This window comes from Phormidium sp. FACHB-592 (assembly GCF_014695795.1).
In the GTDB taxonomy this organism is placed as follows: domain Bacteria; phylum Cyanobacteriota; class Cyanobacteriia; order Leptolyngbyales; family Leptolyngbyaceae; genus Stenomitos.
In genome coordinates this window covers 18,165-35,686 of sequence record NZ_JACJOZ010000052.1, presented here as the reverse complement: position 1 = coordinate 35,686, position 17,522 = coordinate 18,165, and the positions used below count along the sequence as shown (strand labels likewise).

12 protein-coding genes are annotated in these 17,522 nt (G+C 46.8%); 4 read left to right on the top strand and 8 right to left on the bottom strand.

The genetic code is table 11. From position 1 onward, the window contains the following. Nucleotides 1-50: 50 nt before the first annotated feature. From H6F86_RS14295 to H6F86_RS14260, 8 genes are all read right to left on the bottom strand, one after another. Nucleotides 51-1,112: a glycosyltransferase gene (locus H6F86_RS14295; protein ID WP_190449283.1), complete on the bottom strand. Its 1,062-nt coding sequence runs from the start codon at nt 1,110-1,112 to the stop codon at nt 51-53. 415 nt (nt 1,113-1,527) lie between these two features. Beyond that, nucleotides 1,528-2,079: a serine O-acetyltransferase gene (locus H6F86_RS14290; RefSeq protein WP_190449282.1), complete on the bottom strand. Its 552-nt coding sequence runs from the start codon at nt 2,077-2,079 to the stop codon at nt 1,528-1,530. Beyond that, entirely contained in the window at nt 2,076-3,065 is a 990-nt protein-coding gene (locus tag H6F86_RS14285; RefSeq protein WP_190449281.1) for a glycosyltransferase family 2 protein, read from the bottom strand. The genes H6F86_RS14290 and H6F86_RS14285 overlap by 4 nt, the downstream gene beginning before the upstream one ends. 260 nt (nt 3,066-3,325) lie before the next feature. After that, nucleotides 3,326-4,654 carry an O-antigen ligase domain-containing protein gene (locus H6F86_RS14280; protein WP_190449280.1) on the bottom strand — a complete coding sequence of 443 codons (1,329 nt, stop codon included), beginning with the start codon at nt 4,652-4,654 and terminating at the stop codon, nt 3,326-3,328. 153 nt (nt 4,655-4,807) lie between these two features. After that, a complete protein-coding gene (locus H6F86_RS14275; protein WP_190449279.1) occupies nt 4,808-5,638 on the bottom strand; it encodes a 2OG-Fe(II) oxygenase in 831 nt (276 codons plus the stop codon). Nucleotides 5,639-5,796: 158 nt separating this feature from the next. Then, the gene (locus H6F86_RS14270; RefSeq protein ID WP_190449278.1) at nt 5,797-7,131 is read right to left on the bottom strand and encodes a glycosyltransferase family 4 protein; all 1,335 of its coding nucleotides are present in this window, start codon (nt 7,129-7,131) and stop codon (nt 5,797-5,799) included. A 58-nt stretch (nt 7,132-7,189) separates the two neighbouring features. Then, nucleotides 7,190-8,575 carry an oligosaccharide flippase family protein gene (locus H6F86_RS14265; RefSeq protein WP_242033521.1) on the bottom strand — a complete coding sequence of 462 codons (1,386 nt, stop codon included), beginning with the start codon at nt 8,573-8,575 and terminating at the stop codon, nt 7,190-7,192. A gap of 11 nt (nt 8,576-8,586) precedes the next feature. After that, nucleotides 8,587-9,891 carry a glycosyltransferase gene (locus tag H6F86_RS14260; protein ID WP_190449276.1) on the bottom strand — a complete coding sequence of 435 codons (1,305 nt, stop codon included), beginning with the start codon at nt 9,889-9,891 and terminating at the stop codon, nt 8,587-8,589. 729 nt (nt 9,892-10,620) lie between these two features. Between H6F86_RS14260 and H6F86_RS14255 the strand changes: the two genes are divergently transcribed. The 4 genes from H6F86_RS14255 (at nt 10,621) to mgtE (ending at nt 17,398) form a co-directional block, all read left to right on the top strand. Then, a complete protein-coding gene (locus H6F86_RS14255) occupies nt 10,621-11,766 on the top strand; it encodes a polysaccharide biosynthesis/export family protein (protein ID WP_190449275.1) in 1,146 nt (381 codons plus the stop codon). Between the two features lie 71 nt (nt 11,767-11,837). Beyond that, nucleotides 11,838-14,201 carry a tyrosine-protein kinase domain-containing protein gene (locus H6F86_RS14250; RefSeq protein WP_190449274.1) on the top strand — a complete coding sequence of 788 codons (2,364 nt, stop codon included), beginning with the start codon at nt 11,838-11,840 and terminating at the stop codon, nt 14,199-14,201. Nucleotides 14,202-14,292: 91 nt separating this feature from the next. After that, nucleotides 14,293-15,501 (top strand): glycosyltransferase family 2 protein, encoded by a 1,209-nt coding sequence (locus H6F86_RS14245; RefSeq protein ID WP_190449377.1) that lies wholly within the window; start codon nt 14,293-14,295, stop codon nt 15,499-15,501. Nucleotides 15,502-16,048: 547 nt separating this feature from the next. Next, the gene (gene mgtE, locus H6F86_RS14240; RefSeq protein WP_190449273.1) at nt 16,049-17,398 is read left to right on the top strand and encodes a magnesium transporter; all 1,350 of its coding nucleotides are present in this window, start codon (nt 16,049-16,051) and stop codon (nt 17,396-17,398) included. Nucleotides 17,399-17,522: the final 124 nt, after the last annotated feature.

Sequence of the window (17,522 nt, the reverse complement as noted above, 5' to 3'; positions counted from 1 at the left end):
CTGGCTCAAACTTCAGGTTGAAGCAGCACCTCATTGATAGGGTCACTGACTCAACAATCTTTTTTTTGCTGCTCAATCTTTTGCTGTAAAGCTAACAGTTCAGCTTTTAGCTGCTCTGAGAGCGGTAAAGCTAAAACATTGAACATATCTTTTAAGCGATAGCGCCAGTCATGTCGCAACAAACATTCAAGCGAATTTCTCTGTGAGTTAGCAGTGAGGAACTGATCATCATTTAATAACCCTTCTAGAAAGGGAACCCATTCTGATGCCTCGTCTGGCAGTTCGATGGTGCTATCTTCCCAATCCATCAGTGAGGCTACACCTTTGCTTAATGGTCTTTTACCCACGATAGTACAGCCACCAGCCCAACCTTCAAACCACCGGAACAAAATGGGTGAACGACCGCAAAAGCGATCAATCTGACTTGGTTCAAAGCAGAGACTGATACGCGATCGACTTAATAGCTTTGAGTGTAAAGTAATATGCTCTCCCAAATCATGAACGATAGAGCTGTTAAATGTAGAGTGATAATACAAGCGCTCACTACAAGGTTGCGAGTAGTACGATTGCAAGCATTTATGTAGCTCAAGATTTGTTCTACCGTAGTTAATAATATCAATGGGTCGCTGCCTTGCGTTTGAACCTAATCTTAAGGCATCAGTTGCTAGGGGCAGAAAAGTAGTTGCAATCGGGAATGTGCTATTAATTTCAGCCGCCGCCTCAGCATCAATGACAAATAAATGATCTAGGTCAGCAACAATGGAGCGATCGATGTGATTGGGTTCAAAACTATCTAACAAATAAGCAACTCGAAGATCAAACTGTTTTAGCAACGGTCTAAGCGTGTGCATAGACAACAAAAAAAAGGGCGTCATACCTACAGCCAACAGCACGTTTGGTCCATTGCCTAAAGTGGGCAGATCCTTTAGTTCATACCATGACTTAAAAAGGCGATGCCGATAACGCTTGAACAAGCCTATCTTCTTATTGCTTGAAGGATATAAGAACGTTGTCTCACAAACATCTGCCAGTATCGTTTCAAGCGTATGGTTTACTGCCCAACCAACTCGATTATTCTTAAGATAAATTTCTGACAATACAAATAGGTGCATAGCTCGATGGTTAGCCAATAAACAACTATTTCGGCAACTATATTAAAGAGTAAACTACATCAATTAAAGCGTCTGTACAGAAGTTTGCTGCAATTTGCTACAAAGTAATACCTTTGCAACAAAATAACATACTTTTTCAGTTTCTAAGTTCAGGGGATAGTAAAAAACGGCATAAGTTTGTAACCAGTCTTCTACATATAGCAGTCCTAAATCAGTTGTAAGGTTGAGAGGCTTTGTGAGAAAGGATTCCAGTGGAGTCCTTTCTCACAAACCAGATAGGATCGCTATATATGCAGTCATCATGAGGTAACTCACAGACAATACGATGGACACCTCCGCAAAAATCTACTGGCTGATTAGACAACGCAGTTAGACTTGAGCAATTATTTGCCATGCTGGACTTTTGAAACAGATGCTAAGAGGTAATCCCAGTTTTTTGAGAGCTAATTACTTTAGCGGGTATACCAACAGCTGTAGCACCAGGTGGCACATCTGACAGTACGACAGCATTCGCTCCAATATTGGCATCATCGCCAATGGTAATATTGCCAAGAATCACTGCACCAGCGCCGATATTTACTCGCTTACCAAGTTTTGGTGCATCGAACAAGCGATCGAGATAACGTAAGCCAAGCGTTACACCTTGTCGAATGATGCTGTCATCACCGATATGGCAATAGCCATGAATGACGATCGTCCCTTGATGTTCAATGACCACACGCCGACCCAGTTGAACGGTGTAAGGCAATTCAATACCATACCCATTGCGAACTTTTCGATAGAGCGATCGATACAGCAAGCTCAAGGGTGCTCGCAGCAGCCTCGGTTCAATAGTCATGCGCCATACTCCAAAGCGATAGACTGCGACTGCCCGAAACCCTGGTTTTGTCCAGTCTCGTCCGTGCGCTACCCAGTCTTCCTTCAATTGTTGCCACAATCCTAGTGATTCAGCCTCGTTGTTGTTCAAAGCTGTACCCCTCTAACAAAAATGCTGTTAAGCAAAAAATCACTCCATAAATTGGGGCGATCGGTGTCCGGCTTACGTTGAATGGCTCGTCGCCAGCGCCACAGCGTAAAGCCTGAAAGCCAAGCTGCATCTGCAAATGCCGTAAACAGCCAGCCATGATTCTTCAAAAAGTACCGTCGTCTAGAGTCAAACCAGTAGGTCGGCATCCGTTTCGGTGGGCGCTTCGAGTCAGTCACACCGGAACTCTGACCAACAAAGTGAACCACGTGGCTCTGCGGCACGTACCAGCAAGACCAACCCGCCCGATGTGCTCTCAAGCAAAAATCAACTTCCTCAAAATACATGAAGTAGTTCTCATCGAGTAGACCGATCGCGTCAAACACTTCACGGCGAATGATCATGCTTGCACCTGCCACCCAATTAGTCTCATGTGGACAATCGGCAATCGGCGGCACACCAATCCAGCGTGAAAGCAACTTTGACACAAATCCCAAACGCAACCCAAAGTCTAATTCGCTGATCACGCTAGGAAAGCGAAACGCCGAGTGCTGGGGAGAGCCGTCTAAATCTTCCAAACGGCTACCTGCAATACCAGCCTCTGGATGCTCATTCATAAAAGTGAGTAATGACTTCAGCGCACCCGGTCGCACTACCGTATCTGGGTTCAGCAAAAGTACATAAGGACAGGAAACGGCTGATGCTAGAACAGGACGAATGGCAGCATTATTGCCAAAAGCAAAACCGCCATTTTTCTCCAGGGGCATCAACTCAACCCAATCGTGCCAATGGTTTTCACTAATTGCTGACGCAATTTTTTCGACTGAGCCGTCACCAGAGGCATTATCAGTTACCACAACACGGCTACCAGGTATCGCATTGATTTCATCTACTAGCGATCGTAAACAATCGATTGTTAAAGCCGCTGTCTTATAGTTAAGAACAACAACAAGTAGGGTTATTGGTTGATTTAGCTGAATTGTCTTCATAAAAGCAACCTTCGAGTTAGATAGAGCTGTAATTCTTCACTCAGAACCAATGGGTATGGATACGTACGCAAGACTGAAAAAGTGCAGTGACAGTACCTCGTTTTAAGGATGCCTTAAAAGCTTTTTTACATTCTGAAGGGAGAAATGCCGACCATAGCATACTTGACCCTTAGCAAAACTGAGGGTTGGACACTCTTATAAGATACATCGTTACGTTAAGCTCTATCGCCCGCGATCGATAAGCTACAGAATGACATGACTTATCTAACAACCGATTGCCTGGCTGGAAAGCTCTGAAGTTTCTGATTCAATAATATTCCAGTTAAACCACCACTACCTAAGATGAAAACTGGGTTGTAAAAAGCATTTAAGACGTTATCAAATGCGTGCATAGCGAGACCGACAGCAAAGGCAGCGATGATCACGATTGTAGGATGAGACCAAGAAGCCGGTGGATAGAAGAACCAGAAGCTAAAGACAGGCGTAAGCAACGTTGCGAAAACGCTGATCAAGCCAACCAAACCATTCTGCCCAAAAGCGATAATCCAAAGGCTGTCGGTGACGGTAATAGCATAACCGCCCTCCTTATACAGCATGTTTCTGCCAAAACCGCCCCAGCCAAACAGTATTTGTTCACGCGCTTTAGCTGAAAGCATTTCCTCATTCATAAACCTAAATCCAAGCGATTGAAGGCGATCGGGAGGAACGAACTGCCCTAGAAAGTCAATAATTTCCTGACCTGGAAAATCACCAACCACACCAAGATAAAGATAGACAAACGTTGCTCCAAGGAAAAGCCATAGCAAAGAGCCTGTGCCATACCATAGTGCCGTAAGCACAATAGCGATCGCTACAAGCAGTAAAAATGTTGCGCCAGTTGCTTTTACTAAAATAAACGTGATTAGTAAGGCGGTAATAAGCCAAGTAATAGGAATATTTTTAACTTGCTTAATCGTTTTGGTTTTCCATAGAACAACGCCCATTAGCGAAGCGAACATCATCCATGTACCTAAAACCAATCCGTTCCGCTGAAAAACTGATGGTCTATAGCTGCCGTAGCGCAGATCGGCTGCCCCAACCGTGAAACGGTAGATCAGACCGTGTGTATTAATGTGAGTAGCAACCTCAAAGAGACAGAACGGGATGTAAGCCAGTCCACCCAAAAAAATTCCAACCGCTAGTTGCCGAAGCCCAGCAAAGTTGTTGAGATAGATCCGACCTAAGAAGTAAGGTCCTCCCCATTCTACAGTCCGTCCCAAAGTGCTTGAGAACCCATCATAAGCGCCAAGCCCGTTCGTAACTGATGAAGCGAAGGAACAGAGGCACCAAACTACTATAGGAAGATCGAACCAATGAAATCGAAATGACTTAAGACGCTCAACGTCGTAAAGACACGTTGCAAGCAAGATTGCTAAACACGTTGCTGACATTCTGTTGTACTCGAACGGAATTCCAGGCAGCTTGAATCCTGCTAGCGGTAAAAATAGCCATGCTGAAACAAAGCTAATGATCAGCGCCCTTTGAGGTGGAAAGCGTCTGAACAGGTAAAGGACGATTGGAAACCAAGAGTACAGAACAAGACTATTCATAGCCCACCTTTATGAATTCGATCCAGGAAAGAGAAGCAGGACGAGAAACATAAGACGTAGTAAATACTGAAGAATAGCTTATGACTTTCTCGTCCTTATGGTTTAGCAATGCTGTAAATAGAACGCACCTATCAAGAGAAGCTTTCTATTTAGCTATTTGTTTCTTAATGCATCTCTAACATCAATCAAAATCGGCGGTACTAACTTCTTCAAAACAGCTTTAACAGTCAGTGGAGACTCGTCTAATTTGAAGTCATCTTGTGTGCGCGCTTGAAATATGGTCGTGTGTGGCTTTCCTGTAACTTCTTCCGCAGGTCTTCCATTGGTGTAGTAGTAAAGTGCCAGCGATTTTCTTGTTCGATCGTCTGGGCAAGTTAAGGGTTCAGGATGACCGTGATAAGAAAAATCAGTTGTACTAAAAACAACACATCGGTTAAACACGGGGAGGATTTTCTTTTGACATTGAGTCATCTTCGTATCCCATAGCTCAAGGTGTCCGCCGTATTCCTCTTTCCAGTCTTGATTGAGATAGAGAAGGAAGTTTAAGCGGCGATCGAGTCGCAGTTTTTTGTGGTGATTGAAGTCCACGTGCATCTTCAAAAAGCCACCTCTTTCAATTTGATGAAGTCCTCCCCCTTCAAAGTGAGGATCGGGCAGGATGCCATCAATGCCTGTCAGAATTTCTAAGAAAGTGATAAATGTGGAAGAGTTGAGACTATACAGCAGAAGACGCGTTGCATCACCCATTTGCTGTTCATGTCTTGAAGCAAGCTTTTTCTCAGCCGGAGTCTGAAATGTCTGCCAATCAATTTGCTTGGGGTTAGGAAATTCTTTTAGAACTTCCTCTAAAAGAGCTTCGGGTAGAAAATTATCAATAACAATGTGAGGGAAGGGACTAGCTGTAGCATATGCCTCACGATGCTCTAGTGCTAAAGCTTTTAGATAATCTACATCCAGGCGAAACATTGAGAGAGTTGAATTCATGGCGTTCTCCAGAGTTTTTTAGTTAGAGGGTTGACTTCAGTGCAATAAAAAGACGTGGGACAGAAATAGTTTGAAGGCTCTGTTCTATGCAGGTATTTTGTACTCGTGTAGTGAAGTTGTCTTTGGCAGACATCACATGAGTAGAGAAATTTAATGTCTCATAACCTTGTTGTAGCTTTTAATGAGCCGTTTCTACTTTGCGACCAGCGTTCTAGCGTTTCTCGATAAAAGTCGATCGATTGCTTCGCAACGACTTCAGGTGAAAACTGTTCGGCGCAACTTTCACCAGCCTGATGACCAAGTTGAGCAGCAAGGTCTGGGTTTTTTAGCAATCGGATAACCTTAGCAGCAAGATCATCCGCGTTGCCAGCTTGAAACAGTAGCCCAGAAACGCCATCAGCTACGATTTCTGGAATCCCCCCAGCACAAGCTCCAACAATGGGGCAGCCCAGGCTCAAAGCTTCCAGTGCAGTATAGGGGAAGTTATCGTAACGTGATGCCACGATAGTTACTTGCGCTCGCCGCCGCAATTCGCGCAACTTTGAAGGAGGCTGTTGCCCCAAACAGCTAACCTGCCCTGCTTCTAAAGCTCCTGGTATACGGTCACGTATGTACTCTTCAAGATGCCAAACACGGCCATCGTCGTCAATGCAACCACGATCGGGTCCTGCAAAAAGTAGTCGGGTTTTTGGGCATTCTCGTAATACTTGGGCAAACGCATCAATGACAAGATCGCCCCCTTTATGACGGTCAAAGCGACCAATAAAGGCAATAGTATTCGGCTCACAATCATCTGATCGCCAACGCTGCTCTCTAGGCGTACTTGCAATCGGGCAGGGGATAACGACCGCTCGCTCCAAGGGGAGATTGTAGTACTGGCGAGTTTGGTCTAGAACATCACGTGAAGGTGCAGTAATGGCAAAGGCCTTAGCGATCGCCTGCCTTTCGTCTTGCACCCGTTGCAAAAAACCTTGATCTTGCTGGACACCCATCGCCTTGCCATTGAGAAACCAGGGACCGTGAAGGCGTACAACCACTGGTATAGGGAGGCGATCGCTTAAAAAGCCAACCGAGCCAAAGCTCTCCTCCATTTCAAATATATCTAATCTACTTCCAGACATGATGGTGTTGATGCTTTCATGTGCGGCACGGGCAAAGCCAGATTTAAAGGGCATACCTGGTCGAATCCGCCTAGTAACAGCATTAATCAAATAACCAACCATCCCTCCGGGAGGACGGCGGGGAAGTTGAAAAACATTTTGACTATCGTGTTTTAACTCCGTTGAGTCATCAAAGGGAGGTGTCACAACATAAGATTGATGACCTAGCCCTTCTATTCCTTTAAGCATTGATGCTACGTAAGTAACAATCCCATTCGATGAAACTTCAGGTGGCCAATCGGGCGAAAAATAACCAACAGAGAGTGGATCACGACGATGCGTCTGGGAGAATGTGTGGGTATCTATTTTGCTATTAACTGCGTGTTCTTGCATATAACTCTCAGAGGCTCAAATTGAAATTTCTAGAGAAAGCTTGTAGTCCTACAGCTTGCTATTGAGATGAAGCAAACAGTGCATCAAATGGTGTTCCTAAACCTGTACTTATACGAATTGCAATCACCAGGCTTAAAATTGCTAGAAATAATGCCGTCATCAAAAGGTCTTGCCGGAGCGCCAGCAATTTTTCGTGCCAGAGACCGTACATCACTACAAACCAAACGGGAATATTGCTGACTGCTACTGCCAGAACTGCTCCCACTTCACGTAACGGGGAGTTATAGCCCAATGGAATCCCGATGGCATAGCATAGAAAACTCAAGAATGAACCGAATGTCCAATAGTTTGGTTTCCCCAATGCCCACAAGCCTTGATCAATAGTTTGGATGAGAATCAAAGGCCACATTCCTATAGCCAACATAGGGAACATCCAGGTTGCTGCGAGATAGCGATCGTCATAAAGAAACTCTATAACTAAATCTCCTAGTCCAACAATGGAGGCAGTAGCGAGTGCCGACACAATTAACATTGGTTGGCGATGCTGGATGATTTTGGCACGAAATTCAGAGCGAGGCAGCTCGACCAGCTTTGAGTATGCAGGGTAAATAACCTTAGTGGCGACTGCAAAAACGATCTGACGTGGAACCTCCGATAGTGTCAGTGCAATGGTGTAAACGCCCAAGAGTTGAAAGGAAACAAGCTTTCCAAGAATCAGCCGATCAGTCGATGAGGATAAGAAATAAATGGCAGTAGAGAGGAAAATCCATTTGCCAAACGAAATAAGTTCTTTGATTGCGCCACGATCCCAGGCAAGATGGTTGCGCTTGCCATCGTTTAGCCGATGGCTCTGCACTAAGCGAAAGACTGACGAAGCTAGCCCGCCTGCTATCAATGCCAAAATGGATGGGTGAAGCCATGCCCACAAGAGTGTTACAGTAAGGCTTACAAGTTGCCCAGACAGTTCAAATAAAGATAGAGATTTTAAGGATAAATGGCGGTTTAGCGTAGCTAGAGAGGTTGAGTTAAAGCCTCCAATTAATGTGTCGATCCCTACTAGAGGAAGCAGCCATAGTAGCCTGGGCTCGCTGTAATATTGGGCGGCTGGATACGCAATGCCGATACAACACAGCCACAGAAAGGCTCCTCTAATAATTTGCAACGTCCAGGCGGTATTAAGGAAAACGGGATCATCTCCACGTTTACTCTGCACGATGCTGGCGTTAAGACCTAGGTCGGAAAACAGGTGCAACCCGGTTAGGAATGTACCCACCAGTGCCATTAAGCCAAACAGTTCAGGGAAGAGCAATCGCGTCAGGATGAGATTGCTACCGAAACGTAGAATTTGGCTAGCTCCAAAGCCTGCGATCGTCCATACAGTTGCACGAATAGCAGTTTTTTTCAGTGAAGGCATTACTTTATGAGAAGGAGCAGGGTTAGTCATGAAGCACTTTTCTAGTCCAGACTAATATGTTTTTGAGGCTGAAATTTCGTAGTTCTACTTACGCTAAGAAGGGAACTGCCAGGAACTAGTTCCTCTTTAAAGGCTGGTTCGCTTTGTAGCGCAGACTGAAACAGCGTTTTTAGTTTACCCACTTCGATCACAACATTATGCTGTTCAGCAACTCGCTTAGCTCCGGCGCTGCCCCATTGCTCTAAGGTTGCTGGCGAAGCCTCCATCGCTGATTGAATTGCTGTCATCAATGCCTCGACTGAGCCAGGCGGCACCAGCCAACCGCAAACCCCTGGCTCTACAAGTTCAGGAATGCCCGCCACATAAGTGCTAATGACCGGACGACCCAGAGCGAGTGCTTCCATAATTACGACTGGCAGACCCTCCGCAAAGCTAGGTAGCACTAGCACACGCGCATTCAAAATTGCCTGACGAACCTGGTCACTATCAGCCCAGCCTGTAATTTCAACGTGATCGTGCAGTCCGAGTCGAGCGATCGTCGCTTCCAGTTCACTCCGTAAGGGTCCATCTCCAACCAGTACCAATTTAAAAGCTAGCCCGCGCCGCATCAGCTGACCAGCAGCTTCAAGTAGTAGCAGCTGACCTTTTTCAGCACAAAGGCGACCCACACAAACCAGCTTTGGGTCTGATGGTATGGGAGTTGGTGTCGAGTTAAAGAACGCTGAATCCACACCGCAGTGAACAACATGAACTTTTGACCACTGTGCTACTGGGCACCAGCGATAGAGTTGGCTTCTGCCAAAGTTGCTAATCGCGACAACAAAAGCCGCCCGTTCCACTTTTTGCGGCAGAGCGATCGCCGTCACCTTATCAAACTCTTCAGGACCATGCACTGTGAAGCTGTAGGGTGGACCTCCAAGCGCACGGCACAGCAGCGCTACTGTCGTTGAATTGGTACCAAAATGAGCATGGACATGGCTGACATTTGCTTCATGGAACCACTTCAACAAAAGGCACGCTTCAACCAAATAGATTAGATGCCGTAGCATGCCCCGCTCTGAGTGCCAACCTAGCTTAATTGCTAGCTGTATGGTTAACAGAAGTCGAACTGGTCTTGTCAGAACCGCTTGAAGCAGTCCTGAGAGCAGCGCAAGCACTCCAGCCTCTAAAACCACTTGAGTCTTCTTCAACTCAGCTTTATCTGCTGCATCGACCAACTCAGTGCTGCAAGACCGAATCGAGAAGCGAACAACCTCCAACCCGCAAGCCTCTAAACCAAGGATCTCGCGTCGAATAAAGCTATGACTGACTTTAGGATACTGATTGACTAAGTAAGCAATTTTCAAAAAATTCTGGCTCAAGTAGGTCACCGCATTCGTCTTGCCCACTAATAATATGTATAGAACCAGGAGACATGCGATGGTCTTCTCACCCAAACTTTATTTCTTCTTTGATCTAAGTACCTTTATTGAGCCCAGTTATGAATCTTATATAAAGTGACAGGCAAGCTATAGAGAAAGTACAGACGGGCTTTCATAATGGTTTGTACCTAGTATGTGTTGCCTGTTGGCATAACTTGAACTATCGTGAGCTCAGGGAATCTACTTATGAATGACTGGTTGAAAGGCTTGGCGTTGATCGAATGGTAGCTAGATAAAGGGCTTGTGGAAAGGTATGAGCCGTCCGATGGTAGCACCAGGAGTTATTTGTGCAAGCAGTATGACCTAAATTTCCAGTACTACCTGCAATCTTAAGAGCCGCTCCGACAGGCATACAGATATTTAGTCTTTGAGCTATCTAGAATCTTGTGATAGTAATGCCGTAGCCCATGCTCGCCAGCTCATCCGTCAAATATCCTAGAACCTTCTAAAGCCATCACAGTTTTGAGCAAGTCTGAAACATTTAGTCGTTCTTAGTCTTCTTTGTTGTATCCACGACGCTACCGTACTAGCCAAAATGATGAGGCTTATAGTGAAAGAGTTTTTGTGCAAAGCAGCAGTCTAAGGTTTTAGTTCTCCCTAACTCGCCTTGCTTACAGTCCAAAGTTGAATTTTTTCTGCAAATATATAAACATCATGATGAAGGGAACCAATCGCTTAACCGCAAGACTTTTGCTGCTCGTGCTGATCACGGAATGCTATTCTCTGCCAGCATTCGCTCAGACATCGCCGCTGCCACCAACTGTGGAGCAGCAGGATGCTAGCCCTCCGCAATCGAGCGGTGCCAGGCAGCCAGAAAGTGCTTATATCCTTGGCGCAGGCGATTTGCTTAAGATCGATAGCTATGACACTCCAGATCTCGTTTTAGAAACGCGTTATTCTGTTCTACCGGATGGGTCAGTCAATTTACCCTGGGTTGGCAGTCTTCCTGTTGCAGGATTGACGCTTAAGCAAGCCTCTGATCGTCTTAAAACAGCTTATGGCAAATTTATTAAGAACCCTACTGTTACCGTAGGCTTAATTGCTGCCCGCACTTTGAAAATTGGGGTCATTGGCGAAGTTACTCGTCCAGGCTCCTACATTATTGCCAGCAATCTTGTTAGCAGTTCTGCCGTTAGCACTACAGGCACAACTCAAAATATTTTGACTGGGCAGCAGGGAGGCAATGAAAGTGGCAGCCAGTGGCCAACAGTGAGTAAAGCGATTCAAGCTGCTGGAGGCATTACTGAGCAGGCGGATATTCGCCAGATTCAAATCCGTCGTCAAGGCTCTCTTGAAACCGAACCGTTAACGGTTAATCTTTGGGCGTTTTTGAGTGCAGGTGACTTAACCCAGGACGTTCAAGTGAGAGATGGCGATACGATCGTCATTCCGAAAGCAACCTCCGTTGATACGGCAGAGGCACTTCAAGTTGCCAGCAGTAATTTTTCACCAGACGCAATCAAGGTTAATGTTGTGGGTGAAGTGTCTACTCCCGGTGCTGTCGCTGTTAAACCTAATACAACATTAAACCAAGCAATTTTAGCGGCGGGTGGATTTAAAGGAGGACGGGCAAAGAAGGCTGTCGAACTAATTCGTCTTAATCCTGATGGCACGGTTTCTCGGCGCACGATCGCCGTTAATCTTTCCCAGAACCTGGATGAGAAAAGCAATCCGCCCTTACGCAACAACGATGTAGTGGTTGTTAATCGTAATGCGATCGCTCAGATTGGCGATACGGTAGGAACCTTTTTAGGTCCGCTTACCGGTGTATTAGGACTTTTTACTATCTTTGGGCGGTAGGGTTGGCTAGTCCGCCCTAGTAAAGTTCCAAAAAATCGGCATTGAGAGTTAATGAGGAAGAGAGAAAAACCATGAAAGCTGAACAATCCACTCAAGATTTGTCGTTCAACAATCAAGAGCGTTTTAGTGAGAACGGCACATTAGGTGATGAGACAGTAGACTCTAATGCCGGGCAGAAAGGTCTAGACTTGTCACCCGTAGTAAGGATGGTTCAGCGCAATGCTTTCCTCATTGCAGGGGTAACAACCATCTCTGCAGCTTTGGTTGCTTCTTCAATGCTGAATGGTCCGCGAACCTTCAAAGGTAATTTTCAGGTTTTGGTCGAGCCAATCACGTCACAAGCACGTCTCTCTGACCCGGCTGCTATCTCACGACCACTGGCACAACAGGGCGATGGTGTTGACTACCCAACGCTGTTACAAGTGCTACAAAGCCCTGAATTATTAGCCAAAATTGCTACAGAAATTCAACGCCGTTACCCTGATGTTTCAGCTAACTCACTAGCAACGGCTGTAAGCACCAAAAACCTGGAGATCCGACGGCATGAAGTGGAGTCACAGCGTTTTGGTTCTCAGTCCTCTGAGCCAACGAAGCTTATACAAGTTTCCTACAAGGGTACCGATCCTCAAAAAGTAGAGTTTATCTTGCAGGAGCTGGCTAAGGGGTATCTGAGATATAGCCTTGAAGATCGAAAAACCCGCATCGGTGGCGGTGTCCAATTCATCGAAGATCAACTTCCCAGCTTACAGCTTCGCGTTAACGATTTAGAAGCGGAACTACAGGCACTGAAGCAGCGCTATCGGATTACTGACCCAACGACAGAAGGCGCGGAACTCTCTAAGCAAGCTCAAGAGGTCCAGTCCCAGCAATTAGAAACGCAGCGTAATTTAGTAGAGCAGCAAGCACTTTATCAGCGTTTGCAGGCGCAACTCGGTGCGACACCAGAAGTTGCTTTGGCTGCCGCTTCCTTGAGTGAAAACACAAGTTATCAGAGCCTCGTTGCCGAATTGAAAAAGGTGGAAGCCGAGCTTGCGGCTAAATCAGCTCGGTACAATGATGCAAGTCCGGTGATTCAGGCAATTAAAGAGCGTCAAAGGAAACTAGAGCAGCTTTTGGCAACTGAAGCGCGTAAGAACCTGGGTTTAAGTGGTTCTGGCGCGTCTATTGATCCTCGCGTTCTATCGTTTCAAAATGCGTTGCGTGTGGACTTGATCAAACAGCTTGTGGCTGCCTCGAATACAGCGCAACAATTACAAGTACGGAGGCAGGCGATCGCACAATCGCAGGTTTTCCTCAATCAAAAGCTTCAAGAATTTCCCGTTGTGGTGCGTCAGTATACTGGTCTCAGCCAACGACTGGAGCTTGCCAGAACAACATTAAATCAATTTTTGACTCAGCGTGAAACGCTGCGGATTGAAGCGGCTCAGAAAGAGGTGCCATGGGAAATTGTTTCGGCTCCTACGATCGAGCGAGACGGTGCAAACAATCCGATTCCCTCTGCTAACGTTGAACCAAAGTTTTTGATTGTAGCGCTAGGAGCCTGCTTAGTGCTTGGGCTAGCCGTCGCTTTACTCAAGGAGAAGTATCAGAATCGCTTCTTCAGCCCTGAGGATATGGAAGGTGCCTTAAAACTACCGCTTCTTGGTAGGATCCCTTTCCATAAAGGCTTAGGTCAGGGTACTGGCTCTCTGTCGGCTCCGCGATCAAGTGCGTTTTCAAAAGCATTCAGCTCCCTTTATACCAACATTCGCTTTCTTGGTTCCAAGCCATCAGCGCGCTCTTTGATTATTAGTTCTGCAGAATCTGGTGATGGTAAAACAACTACTGCTTTAAACCTGGCTCTCGAAGCAGCTTCAATGGGACAGCGTGTGTTACTGGTTGATGCAAATTTACGTTCACCTCAGATTCACGCGCTTCTTAGCTTGCCAAACTCGGCGGGTTTGAATGAAGTGCTGACAGGCAAAACTGAGGCTGAGCAGGTCACTCAACGAGCGCCCGCAGACAGCAATCTCTCTGTCTTAACGTCTGGTCAATCCTTGATGGATTCAGGTCGTTTGCTTGCTTCCAAAGAAATGCAGAACTTGATGCAAAAGCTGCGTGATCGCTTCGACCTTGTGATTTATGATACGCCTGCACTTTCAGAGTTTCCTGACGCTAATTTCCTGGCTGATCAGTCCAACGGGTTTATCTTTGTGGCTGGCGTTTCCAAGACAAAGCGCTCTAAATTGACCCAAGTCTTAGCAGAGATGAACAAATTTCGACTCCCTATCCTGGGTCTTGTCCCGAACCATCCTGGTAAAAGCACAGCTAATGCCTACAGCCAGTCAAATCAGTACGGACAGAGCTATGGAGAAAAGCCAACCTTGCTAGAAAACCTTAAAATTCTCAAGCCGAGTGAATCAGCCGCTGAACGATCAGGTGACACTTCCCGCTAGGCAATTCGTGACTTGATTCACCATTTGTCTTAGGCTAGAGCTGTCGATCGAAGCGCTATTTAGCACGGGTGGGAGCACCAAAATCTTTGTGATGTATCAACTGCTCAATTTTTTATTGTTGACGGTTTCTCTCTTCCTGTTTATTCCAATCGTTGTCCTGTTTGTTGAATGTCTTGCCGCCGCCGTTACAGGCAGACAAAAAACTACTACAGAGCTGTTGCCGGAGCGACCACGCGTTGCTGTTTTGGTGCCAGCGCATAACGAGGCAATGGGTATTAGTGCAACACTGAAGGAATTACTGCCACAGTTGACGAGTCACGATCGCCTGCTTGTGGTAGCTGACAACTGTTGCGATGAAACTGCTGCCGTTGCGCGAGCGTTTGATGTTGCAGTTCTTGAACGGCACGATCTGGAAAAACGAGGCAAAGGCTATGCGTTAGACTTTGGGCTAAAATTTCTTGCCTCCGATCCGCCTGATGTAGTGGTGGTGGTGGATGCTGATTGTTTCGTTGCAGAGGGCGCGATCGCAAAAATCTCGCATCTGGCAGCAACGAAACAACGCCCAGTGCAAGCGCGTTATCTGCTTACTCCGCCCGCGAATGCTAGTCCTGGGGCAGCGGTTTCGCTCCTTGCTTTTACAGTGAAGAATTTAGTGCGTCCCTTAGGGCTGGCGCAACTGGGTCTGCCCTGCCTTTTGACTGGGACTGGTATGGCGTTTCCCTGGTCGGTTATCAGGAATGCTTCCCTCGCTAGCAGCAATATAGTAGAGGATATGCAGCTTTCTGTTGATCTCTTAATCGCTGGCTCTCCTGCAATATTTTGTGCTGATGCTGAAGTTACTGGCTTATTGCCCCAGCAACAGCATGCTGCCAAAAGCCAGCGCACCCGATGGGAACATGGACACCTGCAAACGCTACGCACCCAAGTGCCGCGGCTACTTAAAGAATGGGTTAACCAGAAGCGATTTGATGTTCTGGCGATCGCGCTTGATCTATGCGTTCCTCCACTCTCGCTCTTGGTAATGCTGTGGCTGCTCCTTACAGTCGCCGCGATCGTGACAGGTCTGACGCTGAAGCTCTATGCACCATTACTGGCGGTGGCATTGGAAGGGTTGCTGATCTTAGTTTCAGTTATTGCTGCTTGGGCAAAATTTGCAAGGGACACCCTACCGTTAAGCGCCCTCTTATCAGTGCCAGGTTATATTCTTTGGAAAATACCGCTCTACCTGACGTTTTTGGTTAAACCACAGACAAAGTGGGTACGTACGGAACGAGATGTAGTAGATTCTCAAGAGCTTTAGCAGCCAAAGATAGTCCTATTGAGCTAGTCACGTAGATAAGCCAGTTCTAAACAAGCTGCTGTTTTGCAAAGAGTTGTAGGTTTTCTTGCAGTCGTCTGCAATATGTTATGGACGATCGTCTGTTATGATCCAGAAGTCTCACTGAAACTGAAGCAGAAGCTTGACAAAGGTAAGCAGGCGGGCATAATTGCATCAGCGAGCGATCGCTACAACTTATAGTTCCAGGATGGATACCAGACTATCCACCTGAATGTTAGTCAGGCAACGCTCATTAGTTACGCTGTTTTTATTTCTGACAAAAGAATTCTTCTCAGCATTATGCAGAATGGACTGAAAAGCATAATTTTATAGAAAATTTTAAGAAGTGTCCTTCTTTACATTGTGTACGGGGCTGATAACGGTTAGCATAGGTTCAGCGATACCTCTAGTGGGCATCGATGTCGCATTTTGTGAACTTCATGGACTCTAGTCCATCCCCTTACAGTAATACCCTCCTCTGACCTGGCGAGTTTAAGTCTCCCAGCGCGGGGGAGACTTAGGAGACGTTATGCTAACTCAGGAAGGTCGTACTTCACTGTCGGATATTGCCGACTTGAATCGTTTGAAGCTAGAACTAAATCAGCTTCAGCCAGTGGATATTGGGGATTATATTGAGGATTTGCCGCCAGAGCAGCGTGCGATCGCCTTTCGTTTGTTAAATAAAGGTCAGGCGACCGAGGTGTTCGAGTACTTGGGTCACGATGTCCGGGAGGAACTGATTGGCTACCTACACGACGTACAGGTCTGTCAGCTGGTTGAAGCGATGCGACCGGACGATCGCGCGGAGTTGTTTGATGAACTGCCTGCGGGTGTCGTTAGACGCTTGATCCAGCAGCTTAGTCCGGTCGAACGGCAAGCGACTGCTACTATCCTGGGCTACCCAGAAGGCACTGCTGGACGGGTCATGACAACAGAGTATGTGCGGCTGCGGCAAGGGCTAACAGTCGAACAAGCTCTCAGCAAGATTCGCCTTAATGACCAGGATAAGGAAACGGTCTACTATGCCTATGTCACTGATGACAACCGCAAGCTAGTACAGGTCGTATCACTGCGGCAATTGCTTTTCTCGCTTCCAGCCGCGTTAATTGGCGATATTGCGAGCGATCGTGTCCTTAAAGTCCGTACAGACACGCCTCAAGAAGAAGTGGCACAACTAATGAAGCGCTATGACCTCCTGGCGCTTCCTGTAGTGGATCGTGAGGATCGGCTGGTTGGCATCATTACGATCGATGATGTGATCGACATTTTGGAAGAGGAAGCGACTGAAGATATTCAACGGTTGGCAGGGGTTGGCAACGGTGATGAATCATCCCTCTCTCGCCCGTTGGAGAAGCTGCGGAATCGCTTGCCCTGGCTGTTGGGCATTATGGCGTTGTACATTGGTGCCTCCAGCGCGATCGCGCCTTTTCAGAAAACGATCGCCATGGTTCCCGTCTTGGCAGTAATTATGCCATTGTTCTCCAACACAGGCGGTACAGTTGGCATTCAGGCATTGACGGTAACCATTCGATCGCTGGGTGTTGGTGAAGTCACGCCTCACGACACACTCAAAATTTTACGCAAAGAACTACTGGCAGGGGTGGGAGCCGCCTTTGCGTTAGGAACAACGATGGTGCTGCTAGCACTGATCTGGACACCCCCACAGGAGCGCTGGGTTGCACTGGTGGCAGGCTTTGTAATGGCAATTAATACAGTGGTTGCTGTCACGCTGGGAACTCTGCTACCCATGGCAATGAAGCGGCTCAAGCTTGACCCAGCGTTGGTCAGTGGACCGCTTGTGACCACGATGCTGGATACAATCGGGTTTATCCTTTTCTTGACGCTGATTACAATTTCGTTGCGCTTTGTTTCACCCTAGCCGGGCGGTGCGATTACTACCAATGCGATCGCTTTCAAGAGTCTGCTTGGAGTGTGGTCAAGCATAGCTTAAAGCCCACTCACTTAGGTGCAAAAGTGGAGGCTATAAGTGGGTGCCATTTTCG